Origin of the sequence: Streptomyces sp. NPDC058279, from assembly GCF_042881255.1 — a bacterium.
In the GTDB taxonomy this organism is placed as follows: domain Bacteria; phylum Actinomycetota; class Actinomycetes; order Streptomycetales; family Streptomycetaceae; genus Streptomyces.
Map to the genome: position 1 here is coordinate 22,870 of NZ_JBHVYA010000021.1, position 18,361 is coordinate 41,230.

Annotated in this window: 19 protein-coding genes; 10 read left to right on the forward strand and 9 right to left on the reverse strand. The window is 73.5% G+C overall.

Annotated features, from left to right (window positions below):
* Positions 1–41: 41 nt before the first annotated feature.
* On the forward strand, positions 42–836 hold the full coding sequence (locus ACFVXJ_RS27850) for a hypothetical protein (protein ID WP_389665786.1): 795 nt from the start codon (positions 42–44) through the stop codon (positions 834–836).
* A gap of 47 nt (positions 837–883) precedes the next feature.
* Here the strand turns inward: ACFVXJ_RS27850 and ACFVXJ_RS27855 are convergent, their stop codons facing one another.
* Positions 884–1,396 (reverse strand): hypothetical protein, encoded by a 513-nt coding sequence (locus tag ACFVXJ_RS27855; protein ID WP_389665788.1) that lies wholly within the window; start codon positions 1,394–1,396, stop codon positions 884–886.
* A 58-nt stretch (positions 1,397–1,454) separates the two neighbouring features.
* Positions 1,455–2,576: a magnesium and cobalt transport protein CorA gene (locus ACFVXJ_RS27860; protein ID WP_389665790.1), complete on the reverse strand. Its 1,122-nt coding sequence runs from the start codon at positions 2,574–2,576 to the stop codon at positions 1,455–1,457.
* A gap of 408 nt (positions 2,577–2,984) precedes the next feature.
* Between ACFVXJ_RS27860 and ACFVXJ_RS27865 the strand changes: the two genes are divergently transcribed.
* The 4 genes from ACFVXJ_RS27865 to ACFVXJ_RS27880 all read left to right on the forward strand — a co-directional run bounded on the left by ACFVXJ_RS27865 (position 2,985) and on the right by ACFVXJ_RS27880 (position 6,261).
* Positions 2,985–3,569, forward strand: coding sequence for a suppressor of fused domain protein (locus tag ACFVXJ_RS27865; protein ID WP_389665792.1), 585 nt, complete (start codon positions 2,985–2,987; stop codon positions 3,567–3,569).
* Between the two features lie 135 nt (positions 3,570–3,704).
* Entirely contained in the window at positions 3,705–4,346 is a 642-nt protein-coding gene (locus ACFVXJ_RS27870; RefSeq protein ID WP_389665794.1) for a DUF6758 family protein, read from the forward strand.
* Positions 4,347–4,728: 382 nt separating this feature from the next.
* On the forward strand, positions 4,729–5,598 hold the full coding sequence (locus tag ACFVXJ_RS27875; RefSeq protein WP_389665795.1) for a PHP domain-containing protein: 870 nt from the start codon (positions 4,729–4,731) through the stop codon (positions 5,596–5,598).
* 57 nt (positions 5,599–5,655) lie between these two features.
* Positions 5,656–6,261, forward strand: a complete 606-nt coding sequence (locus ACFVXJ_RS27880) for a MarC family protein (protein WP_389665797.1) — start codon at positions 5,656–5,658, stop codon at positions 6,259–6,261.
* A gap of 139 nt (positions 6,262–6,400) precedes the next feature.
* Here the strand turns inward: ACFVXJ_RS27880 and ACFVXJ_RS27885 are convergent, their stop codons facing one another.
* The 3 genes from ACFVXJ_RS27885 to ACFVXJ_RS27895 form a co-directional block, all read right to left on the reverse strand.
* Entirely contained in the window at positions 6,401–6,553 is a 153-nt protein-coding gene (locus ACFVXJ_RS27885; protein ID WP_389665798.1) for a hypothetical protein, read from the reverse strand.
* Positions 6,554–6,644: 91 nt separating this feature from the next.
* Complete coding sequence (locus tag ACFVXJ_RS27890) at positions 6,645–7,517, reverse strand: alpha/beta fold hydrolase (protein WP_389665800.1); 873 nt, start codon at positions 7,515–7,517, stop codon at positions 6,645–6,647.
* A gap of 112 nt (positions 7,518–7,629) precedes the next feature.
* A complete protein-coding gene (locus ACFVXJ_RS27895; RefSeq protein WP_389665801.1) occupies positions 7,630–9,690 on the reverse strand; it encodes a DEAD/DEAH box helicase in 2,061 nt (686 codons plus the stop codon).
* A gap of 479 nt (positions 9,691–10,169) precedes the next feature.
* On the opposite strand from ACFVXJ_RS27895, the gene ACFVXJ_RS27900 reads away from it, so the two are divergent.
* Positions 10,170–10,928, forward strand: coding sequence for a ferritin-like fold-containing protein (locus tag ACFVXJ_RS27900; RefSeq protein ID WP_389665803.1), 759 nt, complete (start codon positions 10,170–10,172; stop codon positions 10,926–10,928).
* 91 nt (positions 10,929–11,019) lie between these two features.
* On the opposite strand, the gene ACFVXJ_RS27905 is transcribed toward ACFVXJ_RS27900, so the two are convergent.
* The 4 genes from ACFVXJ_RS27905 to ACFVXJ_RS27920 all read right to left on the reverse strand — a co-directional run bounded on the left by ACFVXJ_RS27905 (position 11,020) and on the right by ACFVXJ_RS27920 (position 12,858).
* Entirely contained in the window at positions 11,020–11,322 is a 303-nt protein-coding gene (locus ACFVXJ_RS27905) for a hypothetical protein (RefSeq protein ID WP_389665805.1), read from the reverse strand.
* Between the two features lie 149 nt (positions 11,323–11,471).
* The gene (locus tag ACFVXJ_RS27910) at positions 11,472–11,699 is read right to left on the reverse strand and encodes a DUF3107 domain-containing protein (RefSeq protein ID WP_361309814.1); all 228 of its coding nucleotides are present in this window, start codon (positions 11,697–11,699) and stop codon (positions 11,472–11,474) included.
* A 168-nt stretch (positions 11,700–11,867) separates the two neighbouring features.
* On the reverse strand, positions 11,868–12,506 hold the full coding sequence (locus ACFVXJ_RS27915) for a TetR family transcriptional regulator (protein ID WP_389665807.1): 639 nt from the start codon (positions 12,504–12,506) through the stop codon (positions 11,868–11,870).
* Between the two features lie 136 nt (positions 12,507–12,642).
* A complete protein-coding gene (locus tag ACFVXJ_RS27920) occupies positions 12,643–12,858 on the reverse strand; it encodes a hypothetical protein (RefSeq protein WP_389665809.1) in 216 nt (71 codons plus the stop codon).
* Between the two features lie 120 nt (positions 12,859–12,978).
* On the opposite strand from ACFVXJ_RS27920, the gene ACFVXJ_RS27925 reads away from it, so the two are divergent.
* The 4 genes from ACFVXJ_RS27925 to ACFVXJ_RS27940 all read left to right on the forward strand — a co-directional run bounded on the left by ACFVXJ_RS27925 (position 12,979) and on the right by ACFVXJ_RS27940 (position 18,260).
* On the forward strand, positions 12,979–14,046 hold the full coding sequence (locus ACFVXJ_RS27925; protein ID WP_389665810.1) for an alpha/beta fold hydrolase: 1,068 nt from the start codon (positions 12,979–12,981) through the stop codon (positions 14,044–14,046).
* A gap of 5 nt (positions 14,047–14,051) precedes the next feature.
* Positions 14,052–15,443, forward strand: a complete 1,392-nt coding sequence (locus tag ACFVXJ_RS27930) for a DUF3152 domain-containing protein (protein WP_389665812.1) — start codon at positions 14,052–14,054, stop codon at positions 15,441–15,443.
* A gap of 214 nt (positions 15,444–15,657) precedes the next feature.
* Positions 15,658–17,367: a DUF3492 domain-containing protein gene (locus tag ACFVXJ_RS27935; RefSeq protein ID WP_389665894.1), complete on the forward strand. Its 1,710-nt coding sequence runs from the start codon at positions 15,658–15,660 to the stop codon at positions 17,365–17,367.
* Entirely contained in the window at positions 17,364–18,260 is an 897-nt protein-coding gene (locus tag ACFVXJ_RS27940; protein WP_389665813.1) for a hypothetical protein, read from the forward strand. Before ACFVXJ_RS27935 ends, ACFVXJ_RS27940 begins: the two co-directional genes overlap by 4 nt.
* Positions 18,261–18,361 lie beyond the last annotated feature (101 nt).

Below are 18,361 nucleotides of genomic sequence, written 5' to 3' on the forward strand. Positions count from 1 at the left end.
CTGCCTGCTGCCCCAGAGGACCGACCGGGAGGCACCCGCACGTGACCGCCTACTTCCCCGCCGCTCGCCTGCGCCGGGCCGCCTTCATCGGCGTGCTGTGCGCGGGCCTCACCGTCACCGTCACGGGCTGCGGCGGCGGCGAGGACCCCGACAAGGGCACCAACGGCGTCGGCAAGCTGCCCGCGGACCAGATCGAGGCGAAGGCCAAGGCGGCGGCCACGGCGGCCTCCTCGGTGCACCTGTCCGGGTCGGTGGTCACCGGCGGCAAGACCTTCACGCTCGACATGCGGCTGGGGGGCGACGGCGGCTCCGGCGAGGTCAAGTCCCAGCAGGACACCTTCCAGGTGCTGCGCATCGGCGAACAGTTGTACCTGAAGGCGAACGCCGCCTTCTGGGGCAAGTCGGACTCGGCCGGGAAGCTCGGCGACAAGTTCGTGAAGGTGCCCCAGAGCGACCCCACCTACAAGCAGTTCCGCGGCTTCACCGACATGCACGTCCTGCTGGACGGGCTGCTCGGCCTCGACGGCAAGCTCACCAAGGCCGCCTACGGCAAGGTCGGGCACGGGCGCGTGGTGCCGGTCCTCGCGAACGGCGGCAAGGGCGGCCGGCTCTCGGTGTCCCTGGAGGGCACCCCGTACCCGCTCCTCATGGAACGCGCGGGCGGCGCCGGGCGGGTGCAACTCGGCGACTGGGGCCAGAACTTCCCCCTGACCGCGCCCGCGGAGGACCAGACGGTGGACTACGGGGCCCAGTTGCCCACCACCAAGGACGCGAGCGGCGCCACCCCAGGCCCGGGCAAAAGCTCCGGCCAGGGCTCCGACCCCACCGACGGCTGACCCCGGCGCGACCGGGCCGGACCAGCAGGGGCCGGCCCCCGTCCCCGCTAGCGGGCCGCCTTCTTCCGCTTGAGCAGCAGCTTCGGCAGCCCCGCCGGGATCTCCCGGCGCGTGATCGCCGGGCTCGGCAGCGGGGCCGCGGCCAGCGACCCGCCGGGCAGGGAGTCCCGTACCGCCGTCGGCTCCAGGCGCAGCAGCCGGCACTCGCGCGCCCACCGCTCCGTCATCAGCTCGGCGTCGGGCGCGTTCAGTCGCTTGCCCTTGAGCTCCGCGACCGCGGCCTGCCACGCCTCGCCGCGCGGCGGGAGCTCCCGTACGGTGGCCGTCCAGGCGACCAGCCGGCCGCCCTTGTCCTTGCTGCGCACGGTCACCTCGGCGCTCGCGCCGTCCACGAGCCCCGGGAACGGCTGCTCGCCGGGACCGTCGCCCACCACGTGCGCCGCGCTGTCCACCCAGGCGTGCCACAGGGCCCGGTCGGCCCCGGAGCCGCGGACCCAGATGAGCCCGGACTTCTTGGTGGCCTCCTCGACGAGGGCCAGGTCGAGTGCGCTGAGAGTCATGCGCACAGGGTAGCCAGGCCGCCGGGGCCGGCCACGGCCGGCCGTGGCGGGGGAACGGTCACAGCCAGCCGTTGCGGCGCAGGGCGCGGTGGATGGTGAGGCAGGCCCCGGCGATGGTGGCCATCACCAACGGATAGCCGTAGCGCCAGTGCAGCTCCGGCATGTGCTCGAAGTTCATCCCGTACACGCCGCAGATCATCGTCGGCACCGCGATGATCGCCGCCCAGGAGGTGATCTTGCGCATGTCCTCGTTCTGCGCGACCGACGCCTGCGCCAGGCTGGCCTGGAGGATCGAGTTCAGCAGCTCGTCGAAGCCGACGACCTGCTCGTGCACCCGCGCCAGGTGGTCGGCGACGTCGCGGAAGTACTTCTGGATGTCGGGGTCCACCAGCCGCATCGGGCGCTCGCTGAGCAGTTCCATCGGCCGCAGCAGCGGGGTCACCGCCCGCTTGAACTCCAGCACCTCGCGCTTGAGCTGGTAGATGCGACCCGCGTCACCGCCGCGGCCGCCGCCCTTGGCGGGCGCGGCGAAGACCGCGCTCTCCACCTCGTCGATGTCGTCCTGTACGGCCGCCGCGACCGCGATGTAGCCGTCGACGACGTGGTCGGCGAGCGAGTGCAGCACCGCCGAAGGACCCCGGGCCAGCAGTTCCGAGTCGTCCTGGAGGCGGTGCCGCAGCCCCTTGAGGGAGCCCTGGCCGCCGTGCCGGACGGTGATGACGAAGTCCGGGCCGGTGAAGCACATGACCTCACCCGTCTCCACGACCTCGCTGGTGGACGTCAGTTCGGTGTGCTCGACGTAGTGGATCGTCTTGAAGACGGTGAACAGGGTGTCGTCGTAGCGCTCCAGCTTGGGCCGCTGGTGCGCGTGCACCGCGTCCTCCACGGCGAGCGGGTGCAGGCCGAAGGTGGCGGCGATCCCGGCGAACTCGGCCTCCGTGGGCTCGTGCAGGCCGATCCAGGCGAAGCCGCCGTCCTCGCGGACCCGGCGCATCGCCTCACGGGGCGTCAGACACCCCGCCCCGGCCCGCTGATCGCGTCGGCCGTCGCGGTACACGGCGCAATCCACCACCGCGCTGACGGCGGACGGGTCGCGGGTGGCGTCGTAGCCGGGCTGCGCGGGAGTGGACCGGCGCAGGGCCGGACGGACGGCGGCACGGAGGTAGGGCAGCATCGACATGGCAGGCTCCTTCGCGCGCACGGCTGCGGGCCGTACGGGTGGGAGGCCCTCCGCGGCTGCGCACGGGCGACTCGGCCCAGGGCATACGGAGGGAAACAGGACGGAGAGGACAACGTTCTGCCGTCGCTCTTCTACCGACCTTCCGGCGGCCCGAAGGGCAGCCGGGAAAGATCACAGGGGGCGCGGAACGCCCGGCATGGAAGTGGAAGAGCGATTGGTACTGCACGATCGACTTCGATCCATCGCAGCCCCACCTCCTCCGGCCGGTCCCCCGTGGAGGACGTCCTGTCGCCCGGACCCTTGGAACAACGCGTCTGCGTGCGGCCCCGACCAGCTTTCAACACTAGCAGCCGACGCATGGTCAGGACCGCGCCTTTACCCGCCGGATACGAGTTCTATGCTCGCTCCATGGCAGAAATTCTCGCCCTTGTGGAGGCCCGGCTGCGCACCGCGTTCGGCGAACCCGACGCCCGCGCAGCCGTCACCTTCCTCGGCACCGACCGCATCGAGGTACTCCGTTTCGCCGAGGGCGACCTCGTGCGGTACGCGACCCTCGGCATGTCCGCCCACCCCATGACCGACCCCACCGCCGTGGTCGCCGACCCGTTGCGCGGGCCGCGCGCCGAGCTGGTGCTGACCGTACGGGCGGGGCTCGCGCCCACCGACAAGGTGCTCCGCCCGCTCGCGGTGCTGGCCGCGTCCCCGATGGTCGAGGGACTGGTCGTGGCACCCGGGGCCTCGCTGGACGTGGGCGAACCCCTGTGGGAGGGGGCGCCGTTCAGCTCCGTGCTGGTCGCCGAGTCGGGCGGGCTGGTGGAGGACCTCGACCTCGACGAGCCGTTGGAGCCGGTGCGGTTCCTCCCGCTGCTGCCGATGACGGCGAACGAGGCCGCCTGGAAGCGGGTGCACGGGGCGGCCGCCCTCCAGGAGCGCTGGCTCGCGCGCGGCACGGATCTGCGGGACCCTCTGCGTACGGCCGTCGCACTGGACTGATGGAGCGGACCGAGGATCGGGCCGGGGCACCGGACCGAGAGACCGGACTGAGCCCCCGTCGTCGCGGGTACGGATGGCATCCGGACGGGTGAGCGTGCCTTGACGGGGCGCCGGGCGGGGAGGAGCGTGCTTCTTATGAGGGGCGAACCGAGTTGCCCGAAGTGCGGTGGCCGGGTCCGAGCGCCCGGTCTTTTCGCCGACTCCTGGCAGTGCGCGGTGCACGGCGCCGTCCATCCCCTACAGCCTGTGATCCCGCCCAGTGTCGAGGGCTTGGGCGTCATAGTGCACCGGGCACACGTACCGGTGTGGATGCCGTGGCCCCTGCCGGTGGGGTGGCTGTTCACCGGCGTCGCCGCCGCCGGCGACGACCGCAGCGGGGGGCGCGCCACCGCCGTCGCCTGCTCGGGCCCCGGGCCGCTGGGCGGCATGGGGGAGCTGGTGCTCGTCGCGGAGGAGCTCGGTGTCGGCCTCGGCGCGCGGTACGCGGGGATCGACGCACCCGACCCCGGCCCGTTCATGGACGTGTCGGCGCCGCCGCACGCCAAGGTCGTCGCGGCGGGCCGGCCGACGCCGCTGTGGCACGTCAAGGGAGCCCCGGACGACCGGGCCGTGTTCGCCGGCGAGGCGCGCGGGCTGTGGCTGTGGGCCGTGGTCTGGCCCGAGCAGACGGGGCTGCTGATGTACGACGAACTCGTCCTGACCGACCTGCGCGAGGCGGGCGCCGAGGTGGAACTGGTCCCCTGCGGCGCGCTGAGCCCGCGCATTCTGTCCGCTTGACGCGCCCCTCGCACCGCTCGGCCCGGGGGGCTTCCCGGGCTTCGGGCCGCTGCGCCGGACTCCGTCCGTCGTGGCGCCGGCCGGGGCTTCCCGGGCTTCGGGCTGCTGCGGCGGAGCGCCGCCCCGGCCACCCGGCGGCGCCGGGCGGGTGCGCTGGGGCCCCCGGGGGAGACGGCCAGGACTCGGTTCGTCGCACCCGCCGGGCGGAATCCGGCGTCGGCGCGGTTCACGGCGACGCGCCGTGCGACCGGTCCTCGGACGCCGCCGAGGACGGAAGACGGCGGGCCGGAAGGGCGGGACACCGGCCGTGCCCGGTCGGGGTCGCGGCGCGGGTATCCTGGAGCGTCCCCCTTTGTCCGACCGTAGAAGCTGGAGCTCGGCAGTGCGCATCGACCTGCACGCCCACTCCACCGCTTCCGACGGCACCGACACCCCCGCCGAGCTGGTCCGCAACGCGGCCGCCGCCGGGCTGGACGTCGTCGCGCTGACCGACCACGACACCGTCGGCGGGTACGCCGAGGCCGTCGCGGCGCTGCCGCAGGGGCTCACCCTGGTCACCGGAGCGGAGCTGAGCTGCCGGCTCGACGGGATCGGGATGCACATGCTCGCCTACCTCTTCGACCCCGAGGAGCCCGAGCTGCACGCCGAGCGGGAGTTGGTCCGCGACGACCGCACCCCCCGCGCCCAGGCCATGATCGGCAAGCTGCGGGCCCTCGGTGTGGACATCACCTGGGAGCAGGTCGCCCGGATCGCCGGTGCCGGGTCCGTGGGCCGCCCGCACATCGCCGCCGCCCTCGTCGAACTCGGCGTCGTGCCCACCGTCTCCGACGCGTTCACGCCCGACTGGCTCGCCGACGGCGGCCGGGCCTACGCCGAGAAGCACGAGTTCGACCCGTTCGAGGCCATCCGCCTGGTGAAGGCGGCCGGCGGAGTCACCGTCTTCGCCCACCCCGCCGCCCTCAAGCGCGGCCGGTGCGTGCCCGAGAGCGTCATCGCCGAACTGGCGACGGCCGGCCTGGACGGCATCGAGGTCGACCACATGGACCACGACACCGCGACGCGCGCCCGACTGCGCGCCCTGGCGGACGAACTCGGCCTGCTGACGACCGGGTCCAGCGACTACCACGGCAGCCGCAAGACCTGCCGCCTCGGGGAGTACACGACCGACCCCGAGATCTACGGCGAGATCACGCGCCGCGCCACCGGGGCCTTCCCCGTCCCCGGCGCCGGTGGACGGCGCCACGAGGGCTGAGCCCTCGCCCGTCCCCGCCCCCTTTCGCTACACCCCTCTCTCCTGCAAGGCATCTCTGTGTTTGATTTCGCCGTCTTCGGATCCCTATTTCTCACGCTTTTTGTGATTATGGACCCCCCGGGGATCACGCCGATCTTCCTCGCCCTGACCTCGGGCCGCGCCACCAAGGTGCAGCGCCGCATGGCCTGGCAGGCCGTCTGCGTGGCCTTCGGTGTCATCGCCGTCTTCGGGGTCTGCGGCCAGCAGATCCTCGACTACCTGCACGTGTCCGTCCCGGCGCTGATGATCGCGGGCGGTCTGCTCCTGCTGCTGATCGCCCTGGACCTGCTCACCGGCAAGACGGACGAGCCCAAGCAGACCAAGGACGTGAACGTCGCGCTCGTGCCCCTCGGCATGCCCCTGCTGGCGGGTCCGGGCGCGATCGTGTCCGTCATCCTGGCGGTGCAGAAGGCCGACGGCTTCGGCGGCCAGGTCTCCGTCTGGTCGGCGATCATCGCGATGCACGTCGTGCTGTGGATCACCATGCGCTACTCCCTGGTGATCATCCGGGTGATCAAGGACGGCGGGGTCGTCCTGGTGACGCGCCTCGCCGGCATGATGCTGTCCGCGATCGCCGTCCAGCAGATCATCAACGGAGTGCTCCAGGTCGTGCACAACGCCTGAGGCGCCGCGCGCGCCGTGCGCCGTGCTCGGCGGGCCCTTGCGCCCGACCCCGCACATGCGAATGCCCCGCACCGGTCCGGTGCGGGGCATTTCGCGTCTCGTCGTCTCGTTCGTCTCGTCGTCTATCGCGGAAAGCTGATCAGTTGGACGCGGTCTCGGCCGGTCGGATCAGAATGCGCTGGCCGACCGATGCGGCGTGCTGCACGATCCGGTTGACGGAGGCCGCGTCCACGACGGTGCTGTCCACGGCGCTTCCGTCGACATCGTCCAGGCGCAGAATCTCGAAGCGCACGGGCTTCTCCCTTCGTCAGTGTTTCACTTGCACTGGCATAACGAAGTGTAAGCCGCAAACATTCCCTACGCTAAGGAAATTTTTTCCTTCGCTAACGACTCGCCGTGGTCGGGCTCGCCGACGGGTCCCAGAAGGCGGCGAGCGCACCCGCCGTGACCTGCGGGTTCTCCGCGTTCGGGGAGTGTTCGGCGCCTTCGACGACGACTCGCGCCGCATTCAAGCGCCGTGCCATGTCGTCCATCAGCGGCACCGGCCAGGCGTAGTCGACCACCCCGGACAGCACCAGCTTGCGCAACGGTACGTCCGCCAGCTCCGCCACCCGGTCCGGCTCCGAGATCAGTACCCGCCCCGTGCCGATCAGCTGCTCCGGCACCGTGGCCAACCACCGCTCGCGCAGGAAGCCGGCCAGCGCCGGCGAGTCCGGCACGGCGTCCGCCGGGTCCTGGGCGCGCATCGCGGCCCACACCGCCGGCATGTCGTCCCGGAGCGCCTCCAGCGCCGCGATGAGCAGCTTCGTACGGGCCTGCTGGTCCTCGGTGATCGCGGCGGGACCGCTGCTCATCAAGGTGAGGGAGGCGAACGGCGCGGCGTCGCGCAGCACGGCCGCACGGGAGATCAGACCGCCCAGGGAGTGGCCGACCAGGTGCACCGGCCCGGCGTCCAGCGCCCGCGCCTGGGCCAGCAGGTCCCGGGCCAGCTCCTCGCAGGTGTACGCGGACTCGTCGCGCGGACCGGCGCTCTCGTACTGGCCGCGCCCGTCGACCGCGACCACCCGGTAGCCGGCGGCGGCCAGCGGCTCCAGCAGGCCGATGAAGTCCTCTTTGCTGCCCGTGAAGCCGGGCACCAGCAGGGCCGTGCCGCGCAACGGCTCGCCCGCCTCGTGCACGGCGAACTCCCCGCGCGCGGTCCCGAGACGGTACGCGCGGGCGACGGACGGCAGGGTCAGACGGGGCGGCTTGCTCATGGCCCCGAGGTTACCGGCCCGTAGCCCGTGGTGCGGGCTCCGGTACGCGAACGGCCCCGGCCTCCTCCGAAGAGGGGAACGGGGCCGTTCGAGGCGCGGACGTCCGGGCGGGTTACGCCTCCGGCGCCTGCGCGGCGGCCTTGCGGGTCCGGGTGCGCTTCGGCTTGGCGGGTGCCTCCTCCGCGGCGGCGACGGGCGCCTCCGCGGCGGCGACGGCCTTACGGGTGCGGGTCCGCTTCGGCTTGACGGGGGCTTCCCCGTCGGCGACGGGCGCGGCGTCGGCGGCCACCGGGGCGGCCTCCGCGACCTTGCGGGTGCGGGTCCGCTTCGGCTTCTCCGGTGCCTCCTCGGCCACCGGGGCGGCCTCGGTCGCCACGGGCGCGGCCTCGGCGACCTTGCGGGTCCGGGTGCGCTTCGGCTTGGCCGGAGCCTCCTCCGCGACCGCGGCCGGGGCGGTGACCACGGCGGCTTCGGCGACGGCCTCGACCACCGGCGCCACGGCCTTGCGGGTCCGGGTGCGGCGGGCCGGGGCCGGCTCCACCGGCGGGGCCATCTGGAAGTCCGGCTCCGCGGCGGACGGCGCCGCGACCCGGCGGACCGGGCGGCGCGGCGCCCGGACGGGCTCCACGGCCGGGGCCATCTGGAAGTCCGGCTCCGGGGCGGCGACCGGTGCCTCGACGACCGGCGCCTCGGCGACCGGGGTCACGGCGGCGGCGGTTACCGACGGCACGGCCGCACGGGTCCGGCGCCGACGCGGCCTGCGCGGCTCATCGGCGGCGGGGGCCTCGGCGACCGGGGTCACCGCGGCGGGCGCCTCGGCGGCGGGGGCCGCAGTGGTGACCGTGGCCGGCGCCTCGGCGCCCAGGTCGCTGCCACCGCGGGTACGGCGGCGCTGACGCGGGGTCCGCGTACGCGCCGGACGCTCCTCGGCCGGCGCGGTGGCGGCGGCCGGGCCGCGACCGCCACGGCCACCGCGGCCGCCGGTCTCGCCCAGGTCCTCCAGCTGCTCGGCCTTCAGGCCCTCCCGCGTGCGCTCGGCACGCGGCAGTACGCCCTTGGTCCCGGCCGGGATGTTCAGCTCCTCGAACAGGTGCGGCGACGTGGAGTACGTCTCGACCGGGTCGTGGAAGTCCAGCTCCAGCGCCTTGTTGATCAGCTGCCAGCGCGGGATGTCGTCCCAGTCGACCAGGGTGACGGCGATGCCCTTGTTGCCCGCGCGACCGGTACGGCCCACGCGGTGCAGGAAGGTCTTCTCGTCTTCCGGCGCCTGGTAGTTGATGACGTGGGTCACACCCTCGACGTCGATGCCGCGCGCGGCCACGTCGGTGCACACCAGCACGTCGACCTTTCCGTTGCGGAACGCCCGCAGCGCCTGCTCGCGCGCACCCTGGCCCAGGTCGCCGTGGACGGCGCCGGAGGCGAAGCCGCGCTTCTCCAACTGCTCGGCGATGTCGGCCGCCGTGCGCTTCGTACGGCAGAAGATCATGGCCAGGCCACGGCCCTCGGCCTGGAGGATGCGGGAGACGAGCTCCGGCTTGTCCATGTTGTGCGCACGGAAGACGTGCTGCTTGATGTTGGCGACGGTCACGCCCTCGCCCTCGGGGGAGGTGGCGCGGATGTGCGTCGGCTGCGTCATGTACCGGCGGGCCAGGCCGATGACCGCGCCCGGCATGGTCGCCGAGAACAGCATCGTCTGACGCTTCGGCGGCAGGTAGTTGATGATCTTTTCGACATCGGGCAGGAAGCCCAGGTCGAGCATCTCGTCGGCCTCGTCCAGGACGAGCGCCCGCACGTGGGACAGGTCCAGCTTGCGCTGACCCGCCAGGTCGAGGAGCCGGCCCGGGGTGCCGACGATGATGTCGACGCCCTTCTTGAGGGCCTCCACCTGCGGCTCGTACGCGCGGCCGCCGTATATGGCGAGGACGCGGACGTTGCGGACCTTGCCCGCGGTCAGCAGGTCGTTGGTGACCTGCGTGCACAGTTCGCGGGTCGGGACGACCACGAGGGCCTGCGGCGCGTCGGTCAGCTGGTCGGGACGGGCCCGGCCCGCCTCGACGTCGGCGGGGACGGTGACCCGCTCCAGCAGCGGAAGGCCGAAACCGAGCGTCTTGCCGGTTCCGGTCTTGGCCTGGCCGATGACGTCCGAGCCGGAAAGGGCTACGGGGAGGGTCATCTCCTGGATCGGGAAGGGGGACACGATGCCGACGGCCTCAAGGGCTTCGGCGGTCTCGGGAAGGATCCCGAGGTCACGGAACGTAGTCAGGGTGCTGCCTCTTCTGTGAGACGCGGCGCGAGGCGGCGAGGGGGGTCGTACCGTGCCGGGCTTGCAGTACTACGCCCACCCACGTTCGGGCGAGCCGTACAAAGCTGCGCGGGACCACTAGCCTTCGCTCAAGCGCTTCTGCCGCTGAGGGGGCCCCTCGTGCAGGCGGTACGCATGGACGTACGCACCACACAGAGGGCGGTCGGGTGGAGCCGATCGGGCCACCGACCGGGCATCCTCATTCGGATGGCCCGCCGAGTTTCCGGCAGGCGCATTACCACTGTACCCCGGAATCGCGCAGCCGTGTCGGGTGAATTCACCTGCCGGTCGCGTTTAGGTGGACTGACCAGGGGGTTCGCCCCGGGTTCGGGCGGGCTATTGTGCGGAGCATGTCGACCGTAGAAAACGCATCGCCCGCCGACGACGGCACCGCCGCGGAGGCGGCCGGAATCGCCGCCCAGGACTGGGCGACCGCCTCGGCCTCACCGCAGTACCGGGCAGCCGTCGTGGACCTCCTCGGCGCGCTCGCGTACGGGGAACTCGCGGCGTTCGAGCGCCTGGCCGAGGACGCGAAGCTCGCGCCCACGCTCTCCGACAAGGCCGAACTCGCGAAGATGGCCTCGGCGGAGTTCCACCACTTCGAGCGGCTCCGGGACCGGCTGTCGGCGATCGACACCGAGCCGACCGCCGCGATGGAGCCCTTCGCCAAGGGCGTCGACGACTTCCACCGCCAGACCGCCCCCTCCGACTGGCTGGAGGGCCTGGTCAAGGCGTACGTCGGCGACTCCATCGCCAGCGACTTCTACCGCGAGGTCGCCACCCACCTGGACACCGACACCCGCGCCCTCGTCGTCGGCGTCCTCGACGACACGGGTCACGGCGGCTTCGCCGTCGAGAAGGTCCGCGCCGCGATCGAGGCCGACCCGCGCGTCGGGGGCCGGCTCGCGCTGTGGGCCCGCCGGCTGATGGGCGAGGCGCTCTCGCAGGCGCAGCGCGTGGTCGCCGAACGCGACGCGCTGTCGACCATGCTGGTCGGCGGCGTCGACGGGATGGCGGCCGGCTTCGACCTCGCGGCCGTCGGCGAGATGTTCACCCGGATCACCAAGGCCCACACCAAGCGGATGGCGGCCCTCGGCCTCGCCGCCTGAGGCCGCCCCGGCCCCGAGACGACACGCCGAGACGACACGCCGGCCCCGGAGCGGTCACCCCGCCCGGGGCCGGCGTGCGTACGTCCGGCGGTCAGCTCCGCGTCGGGAGCGAAAACGGAGGCCGACTGCGGCGGCGGCCCGAATGCCCGGTGGGTCGCAGCAGCAGCGACAGCACCACCGCGGACACCGACACCGAGCCCAGCAGCGTCGCGGCCAGGCTGTTGTGTCCCGGGCCCAGCGACATGTGGGTGAGGTACGCCCCGAACAGCGCCCCCGCCACCCCGCTGACCAGCACCGTTCTGGAAGAGGGCAGCCGTTCCCCGAGCGCGCGCACGGCCGCCCCGGCGAGGGCGAGTCCCAGCAGGCCGGAGCCAAGCGCTTCCATCAACAGCATGAGGTCCCTTCCGATACGTCAGCGGGCGTTTTCGGGTGCGGCACGTGCGGTCCTACCCGAAGCGGAAGAGACGGAAACGGCCCGGCGGTTGTTCCGCCGGGCCGTTTCTCTCGTTTTGTCGGGACTCGCGTCGCCCCGGTCCGCGCGCCTCAGAGCGCGCCGAAGCCCACCTTGCGCCCGCTCGGCTCGCCCAGGTCGACGTAGGCCAGGCGGTCGGACGGCACCAGGACCTTGCGGCCCTTGGCGTCGGTCAGGCTCAGCAGCGGCGCGGTGCCGGACAGCGCCGCCGTGACGATGCGCTCCAGCTCCTCCGCGCTCAGGTCGCTCTCCAGCACGATCTCCCGGGGTGCGTGCTGCACGCCGATCTTGACCTCCACGGCTTTGTCCCTCCGACGATCCGAATGCGCGCGATCAGTCGCGCCGTACCGGGTCCACATTAGCCCGGAGAGGGGACGTGATCGGCTCGCGGCGGACACGCTCGCAGCGAACAGCGGCCCGTGTGGTGGACCTGTGCGGCGGCCCCGTTCAGGAGGGCCGTCGGGCTCTCAGCCCTCGCTGCCGTGCAGCGGGAAACCGGCGATGCCGCGCCACGCGAGCGAGGTCAACAGGCCCACCGCGGTGTCCCGGGCGACCGGGCTCTCGCTCGACAACCAGTACCGCGCCACCACCTGCGAGACGCCGCCCAAGCCCACCGCCAGCAGCATCGACTCGTCCTTCGACAGGCCGGTGTCCTCCGCGATGACGTCGGAGATCGCCTCCGCGCACTGGAGCGAGACCCGGTCGACGCGCTCGCGCACCGCCGGCTCGTTGGTCAGGTCCGACTCGAAGACCAGGCGGAACGCGCCGCCCTCGTCCTCGACGTAGGCGAAGTAGGCGTCCATGGTCGCCTCGACGCGCAGTTTGTTGTCGGTCGTCGACTCCAGCGCCGTGCGCACGGCGCTCAACAGCGCCTCGCAGTGCTGGTCCAGCAGCGCGAGGTAGAGGTCGAGCTTGCCGGGGAAGTGCTGGTAGAGCACCGGCTTGCTGACCCCCGCGCGCTCGGCGATGTCGTCCATCGCCGCCGCGTGGTACCCCTGCGCGACGAAAACCTCCTGGGCCGCGCCCAAGAGCTGGTTGCGTCGGGCTCGGCGCGGCAGTCGCGTGCCCCGGGGACGCGCTGCGTCCGTCTGCTCGATGGCTGTCACGCCGCCTCCCACTTTCTCTAAGAACACACTGCGCTCTGCGCCGCGCCGCCATCGTACTTTTCGGTAACCGAATCTGGTGGGTTCAAGCCGACTTTTCTCGCTCTACGGACCACCGTCGACCGGCCTGACACGCTGGTCAGCGGTAGTCGTCCTCGTCCAGCGGCACGACCCGGGCCTGCTCGAAGGCATCCCCGTCGGTCGCCTCGTCCCGGTCCACACCGGTGGGCCGGTCGTCCTCGTGCGGCTGGACGTCCGTGTGCTGCTCCGCGGCGTCCGCCTCGGGCGTCTCCGGGTCGGGAAACTCCCGGAGCTCCTCCTGGAAAGTGTCCGGTTCGGCAGGATCGACCGTCATACCGCTCCCCTCGCCTTCGTCGTCTCCCTATGAGCCTAGGAGGATCGCCGTTACGCCGCCAGGTGGTCCTGTGACCGCCGACACAAGGGACCGGGTGTGATCGTCTCGTAACATTGGCCCATGTCTTCGACGGAGCTGCCGGGTGTGAAGGCCGCCGCCGAGCTGACCCCCCAGGTGGGGGGAGCCCGGGTGGCCGCAGGTGAGCGGCTGCGCACGGCACCGCTGTCCGGCCTGGAGCTGAACGTACGTTTTCGGCCACCGGTACGGGACGGACTGCCGCCCGCGCTCTTCGTGCACGGACTCGGCGGTTCCTCGCAGAACTGGTCGGCGCTGATGGAGCGGCTGGCCGCGGACGTGGACTGCGAAGCCGTCGACCTGCCCGGATTCGGCTGGTCACCACCGCCCGCCGACCGGGACTACTCCGTCACCGGGCTGGCCCGGGTGGTCATCCGGTACCTCGACGCGGCCGGGCGCGGGCCGGTCCACCTGTTCGGGAACTCGCTGGGCGGCGCCGTCTCCACCCGGGTCGCCGCGGTCCGCCCGGACCTGGTACGGACCCTGACGCTGGTCTCGCCGGCCCTGCCGGAGCTGCGCGTACAGAGGTCGGCGGTGCCCACCGCCCTGCTGGCGCTGCCCGGCGTCGCCGCCCTGTTCGGGCGCCTCACCCGGGGCATGAGCCCCGAACAGCGCACCAGGGGGGTGACGGACCTCTGTTACGGAGACCCCGCACGGGTGACGGTGGAGGGCTTCGAGGAGGCCGTCGAGGAGATGGAGCGCCGGCTGGCGCTGCCCTACTTCTGGGATGCGATGACCCGCTCCTCGCGCGGGATCGTCGACGCCTACACCCTCGGTGGCCAGCACGGACTGTGGCGGCAGGCGCAGCGCGTGCTCGCGCCGACCCTGCTGATCTACGGCGGCCGCGACCAACTGGTGTCGTACCGCAAGGCGCGCAAGGCCGCTGCGGCGTTCCGCGGTTCGCGGCTGCTGAGTCTGCCGGAGGCGGGGCACGTGGCGATGATGGAGTACCCGGACGTGGTGGCCACCGCCTTCCGGGAACTGCTGCGGGACACCGAACGCGCGCGCCACACTGCTTCCGGAGAACGGCCGGAGCGGTCGGAGCGCGGCGGGCGGTCGGAGCAGGGCGAGCAGACGGAACAGACGGCAGACACCGAAGACGGCAGAGGCTGAGACGCGTGGGACGACATAGTCGCAAGGACTCCGCCCCCGCCCGGCCCGCGCCGTCGGTGGAGTCCGCGCCGGACGAGCGGCGCCGCGAGCCCGTCCGCGCTCCGGCGCAGGGAGCGCCCTTCGACCCCTTCGGCACCGCTTCCCACCCGCACGGCGAGGAGCGGCCGGCCGGGCACCCGCAGCAGCGGGAACCCGGGGGCGCCTGGGGCGCCGGTCCGCGAACCGGGGGCGACACCGTATACGGGGACTGGCGCGGGGTGCCCAGGGCGCGCGTGACGGCGCCGGCGCCGGCCGTGCGGGACACCGACACCCCGGCCTTCGGCGTCCCCGCGCTCGGCCTCCCGACGCCGATCGCCGAGCCCGATACCGAAGCCGACAGCGCGATCGGCACCGACACGGACACGGACACCGACAGCGTGATCGGCACCGGCACGCACCGCCGGCTCCCGGGGCCCCGCGGTCCGCTCACCGCGCCGGAGCCCGGCCCCGGACCGCGGTTCGAGCCCCGGTCCCAGCCGCCGCCGGCCCAGGCCGAGCCGGCGTCCGAGCCGGCGTCGGAGCCGGAGCCCGGGGGCGGGCGCGGCACGAGGATCCGTACGTACACCGGCATGGCCGCCGCGGCCGTGACCACGGTGCTCGCCGTCGTCGTGGCCGGTCAGGTGGCCGGACGGCACGACGGCGACGCCACCCCCACCCGGGCCGCCGCGGACAGCGCGAAGGACCGGCAGGTCGCCGGGCAGTCGCCGGCGTCCCGCTCCGAGGGCCGGGCGACGCCCGAAGTGGCCCCGGACGAGCCGACGTACGAGCAGAAGATGGCGCGGCAACTGCCGATCGACGCGAAACTCACCGGCCCCGGGGTCTTCGACACCGTCCCCGGCGTCGCCCAGGCCCCGGGCAAGGGGAAGCTGCTGCGTTACCGGGTCGATGTGGAACAGGGCCTCGGCATGGACGGCCAGTTGTTCGCGGAGGCCGTGCACCGCACCCTCAACGACCCGCGGAGCTGGGCGCACGGCGGGGAGATGACCTTCGAGCGGGTGCCCGGCGGCGAGGCCGACTTCGTGATCACCCTCGCGAGCCCCGGGACCACCGGCGCCTGGTGCGCCAAGTCCGGGCTGGACACCACCGTCGACAACGTCTCCTGTGACTCCGCGGCGACCGAACGCGTGATGATCAACGCCTTCCGCTGGGCCCAGGGTTCCCCGACCTATGGCGCGGACCAGATGTTCGCCTACCGGCAGATGCTCATCAACCACGAGGTCGGGCACCGGCTCGGACACGGGCACGTCAACTGCCGGACCCCGGGCGCGCTCGCCCCGATCATGCAGCAGCAGACGAAGTCCCTCGACATCGACAACATCCCCTGCAAGCCGAACCCCTGGGTGTATCCCGGCAATTGACCTCCACGGTCCGGGTCGCCCCCGGCGCCGACCGCGCCCTGCCGCGTAGCGCGCTCGAACGCGACCCGTGGGGGAAAGTCACGACTCTTCACCCCTTCCGGTGGCGCGATGGACAACCGTCCGTCGCGCCTCCGGCATTTCGGCTTGAGTTCTTCCGCGGCGGGTCGACGGACCGACGGAGACCGCCTGTACAGGGAGATCGGGGGTGCCACTCGTGCGGATCGGACTGCTCACGGAAGGTGGTTATCCGTATGCGACGGGAGAGGCCGGGCTGTGGTGCGACCGGCTCGTGCGCGGCCTGCCGCAGCACGGGTTCGAGCTCTACGCGCTGAGCCGCAGCGCCGAACAGGAAGAGCGCGGCAGCGTGCCGTTGCCCGGCAACGTCACCCGGGTGCGGACCGCCCCGCTGTGGGCTCCCGCCGACGACGGGCGCGGCCATTCCCGGTGGGAGCGCCACCGGTTCGCCGACTGCTTCGGCGACCTGGTCCGCGGCATCTGCGCCGGTGCGGCCGACCCGTTCGCCGCCGGACTGTACGGACTCGCCGAACTCGCCTACGAGCACGGCGGGTTGTACGCGGCCCTGCGCTCGGAGACGGCCGTGCGGATGGTGGAGGCCGGCTGTCGCGCACCGGGCGCCGGTCGCGCCTTACGGGCGGCCCGGGTACCGGATCTGCTGGAGTTCGTGGACGCACTGGAGCGCGCCCTGCGGCCGTTGTCCCTCGACTGGTACGGGGAGCTCGGTGCGACCGACGTCTGCCACGCCGCCGGCGGCGGGATCGCGGCGCTCCCCGGGTTGTTGGCCAAACGCTTCTTCGGGGTCCCGCTGCTGGTCACGGAGTACGGGGTACGGCTGCGGGCCCACTACCTGGAGCACTCCCCGGACGAGCGGCCCGCCGTCCGGGCCCTGCTGGCCGCCTTCCACAGGCGCCTGGCCGCCGAGATCTACGCCCGCGCCGACCTGCTGACCCCCGGCAACGCCCACGCCCGCCGCTGGCAGGAGCGGTGCGGGGCCGCGCGGGAGCGGGTGCGCACCGTCTACCCGGGGATGGAGGCGGACCGATTCGCCACCGTCGGGGAGGACCCCGACCGCGGTGACCCGGACACGCTCGTGTGGGTCGGTCGGATAGAGCCGGCCAAGGACCTTGTCGCCCTGCTGCACGCCTTCGCCGAGGTGCGCAGGGCGCTGCCGCAGACCCGGCTGCGGATCTTCGCGACCTCCGCCGCGCCCGACTACCTGGCCGACTGCCGTTCCCTGGCCGCGCAGCTCTTCCCCGACGAGGCCGCCGACGCGATCACGATGGGGGAGAACCCGGTCACCTTCGAGGGGATCGGCGGCCCCGACGCGCCCTCACCGGCCGACGCGTACGGGACGGGGCGGGTGGTGGTGCTGTCCTCGGTGATCGAGGGCTTCCCCCTGACCCTCGCCGAAGCGATGTTCTGCGGCCGGGCCACCGTCTCCACCGACGTCGGCGCGGTGTGCGAGGTCATCGGGGGGACCGGGCTGGTCGTACCGCCACGCAACCCCAAGGCCCTGGCCGACGCCTGCCTGTCGCTGCTCCGCGACCCCGAGCGGGCGCGGCGGCTCGGTGCCGCCGCCCGGGCCCGGGCCCTCGAACTGTTCACCGTCGAGCAGAACGTGGCCGCGTTCCGCGACATCTACCTGCTCCTGCTCGCCCAGGGCCCGGCCCGCCCGGAGGCGGGCGTCCCGTTCGCGCAGCCGCCGGAGGCGCGGGTCCCGGGGCACTGGACCACACCGACCTGGGCTGCGGCACCCGAAACCGCGCCGGGCGAGCCCGCGCCGCCGGCCGATTCCGCGCCACGTGAGCCCGTGCCCACGGCGGGCCCCGCGACGGTCGGCACCGTACCGGTCGGCCCCGTACCCGCCGGCCCCGTACCGGTACCGGTCACGGAGGCGGCGGCATGACCCTCGACGACACCGGCCTGCGCCCCGACCCCGCCGCCACCCCGCGCCGGCGGGCCGCGGGAGACCCCGTCAAGGCCCTGCTGCACCGCCACCGCGACCTGTGCGAGCGCGCCGTCGACCCGCTGGAGATCGCCGCCGGGCTCGAAGCGCACGGCATCACCGACCGCACCGCCGCGCGCTTTCGCCACCGGGACGTCTTCTCCCTCGCCGAGGAGCTGTACGCCCGCACGCCCCGCGGCGAGACCCCGGCCGGCCCCGCCCCCGTCGGCGCAGCCGGACCCGCCGCCCTGCGCGGCTTCGGCTGCGCCCTGCTGCCCGGGGCCGTCGCGCTCGGGGCGGCCGCCGCCCGGGTGCCGTGGGCCGGGGCCGTCGCGGTGGCCCTCACCGTCGCCGCGCTGGTGTGGCCCGGGCGGACCGCCGGGGGGCGGTTCCCCGGCTTGCTCCACCTGCTCGCGGCGGCCGCCGTCGGCTGGGCCGTCCACCGGCACGGCCCGGCCCTCGGCGTCGCCCTCGCCCTCGCGGTGGCCCCCGCGCACCTGGCCGCCGCCGGCTTCGCGGCCCGCGCCCGGCGGGGCCTCGCCGGCAGTCGGGCCCTGGCGGACTTCGCCGCCGGGGCGCGACCGCTGCTGCTGCTCACCGCCGCCGCCTTCACCGCGGCCGCCGCCGGGGCCGCCGCGCTCGCCGGAACGCCCCTCGCGACCGCCGTGCCGCTCGCGGCGCTGCTCTTCCTGACCCGGCTGGTGCTCGCCCACGGCGCACACCGGGTGCCCGCGGCGGCGGCCCTGGCCGTGGCCCTCGCACCGGTCCCGGCCGCGCCGCTCGCCGCCGCCGCGGGACTCCTCGTACACACCGTCGTCGCGCTGTCCCGTGCCTCCGCACACGCGCGTCCCTGAGCCTTCGGAAACCGATGCCGGAGCGCCGTACCCCTACCACCCACCCCAGACCCAAGGAGAAACAGGATGACCGGCCAGCCAATCGACCAAGGGGCCGCGCG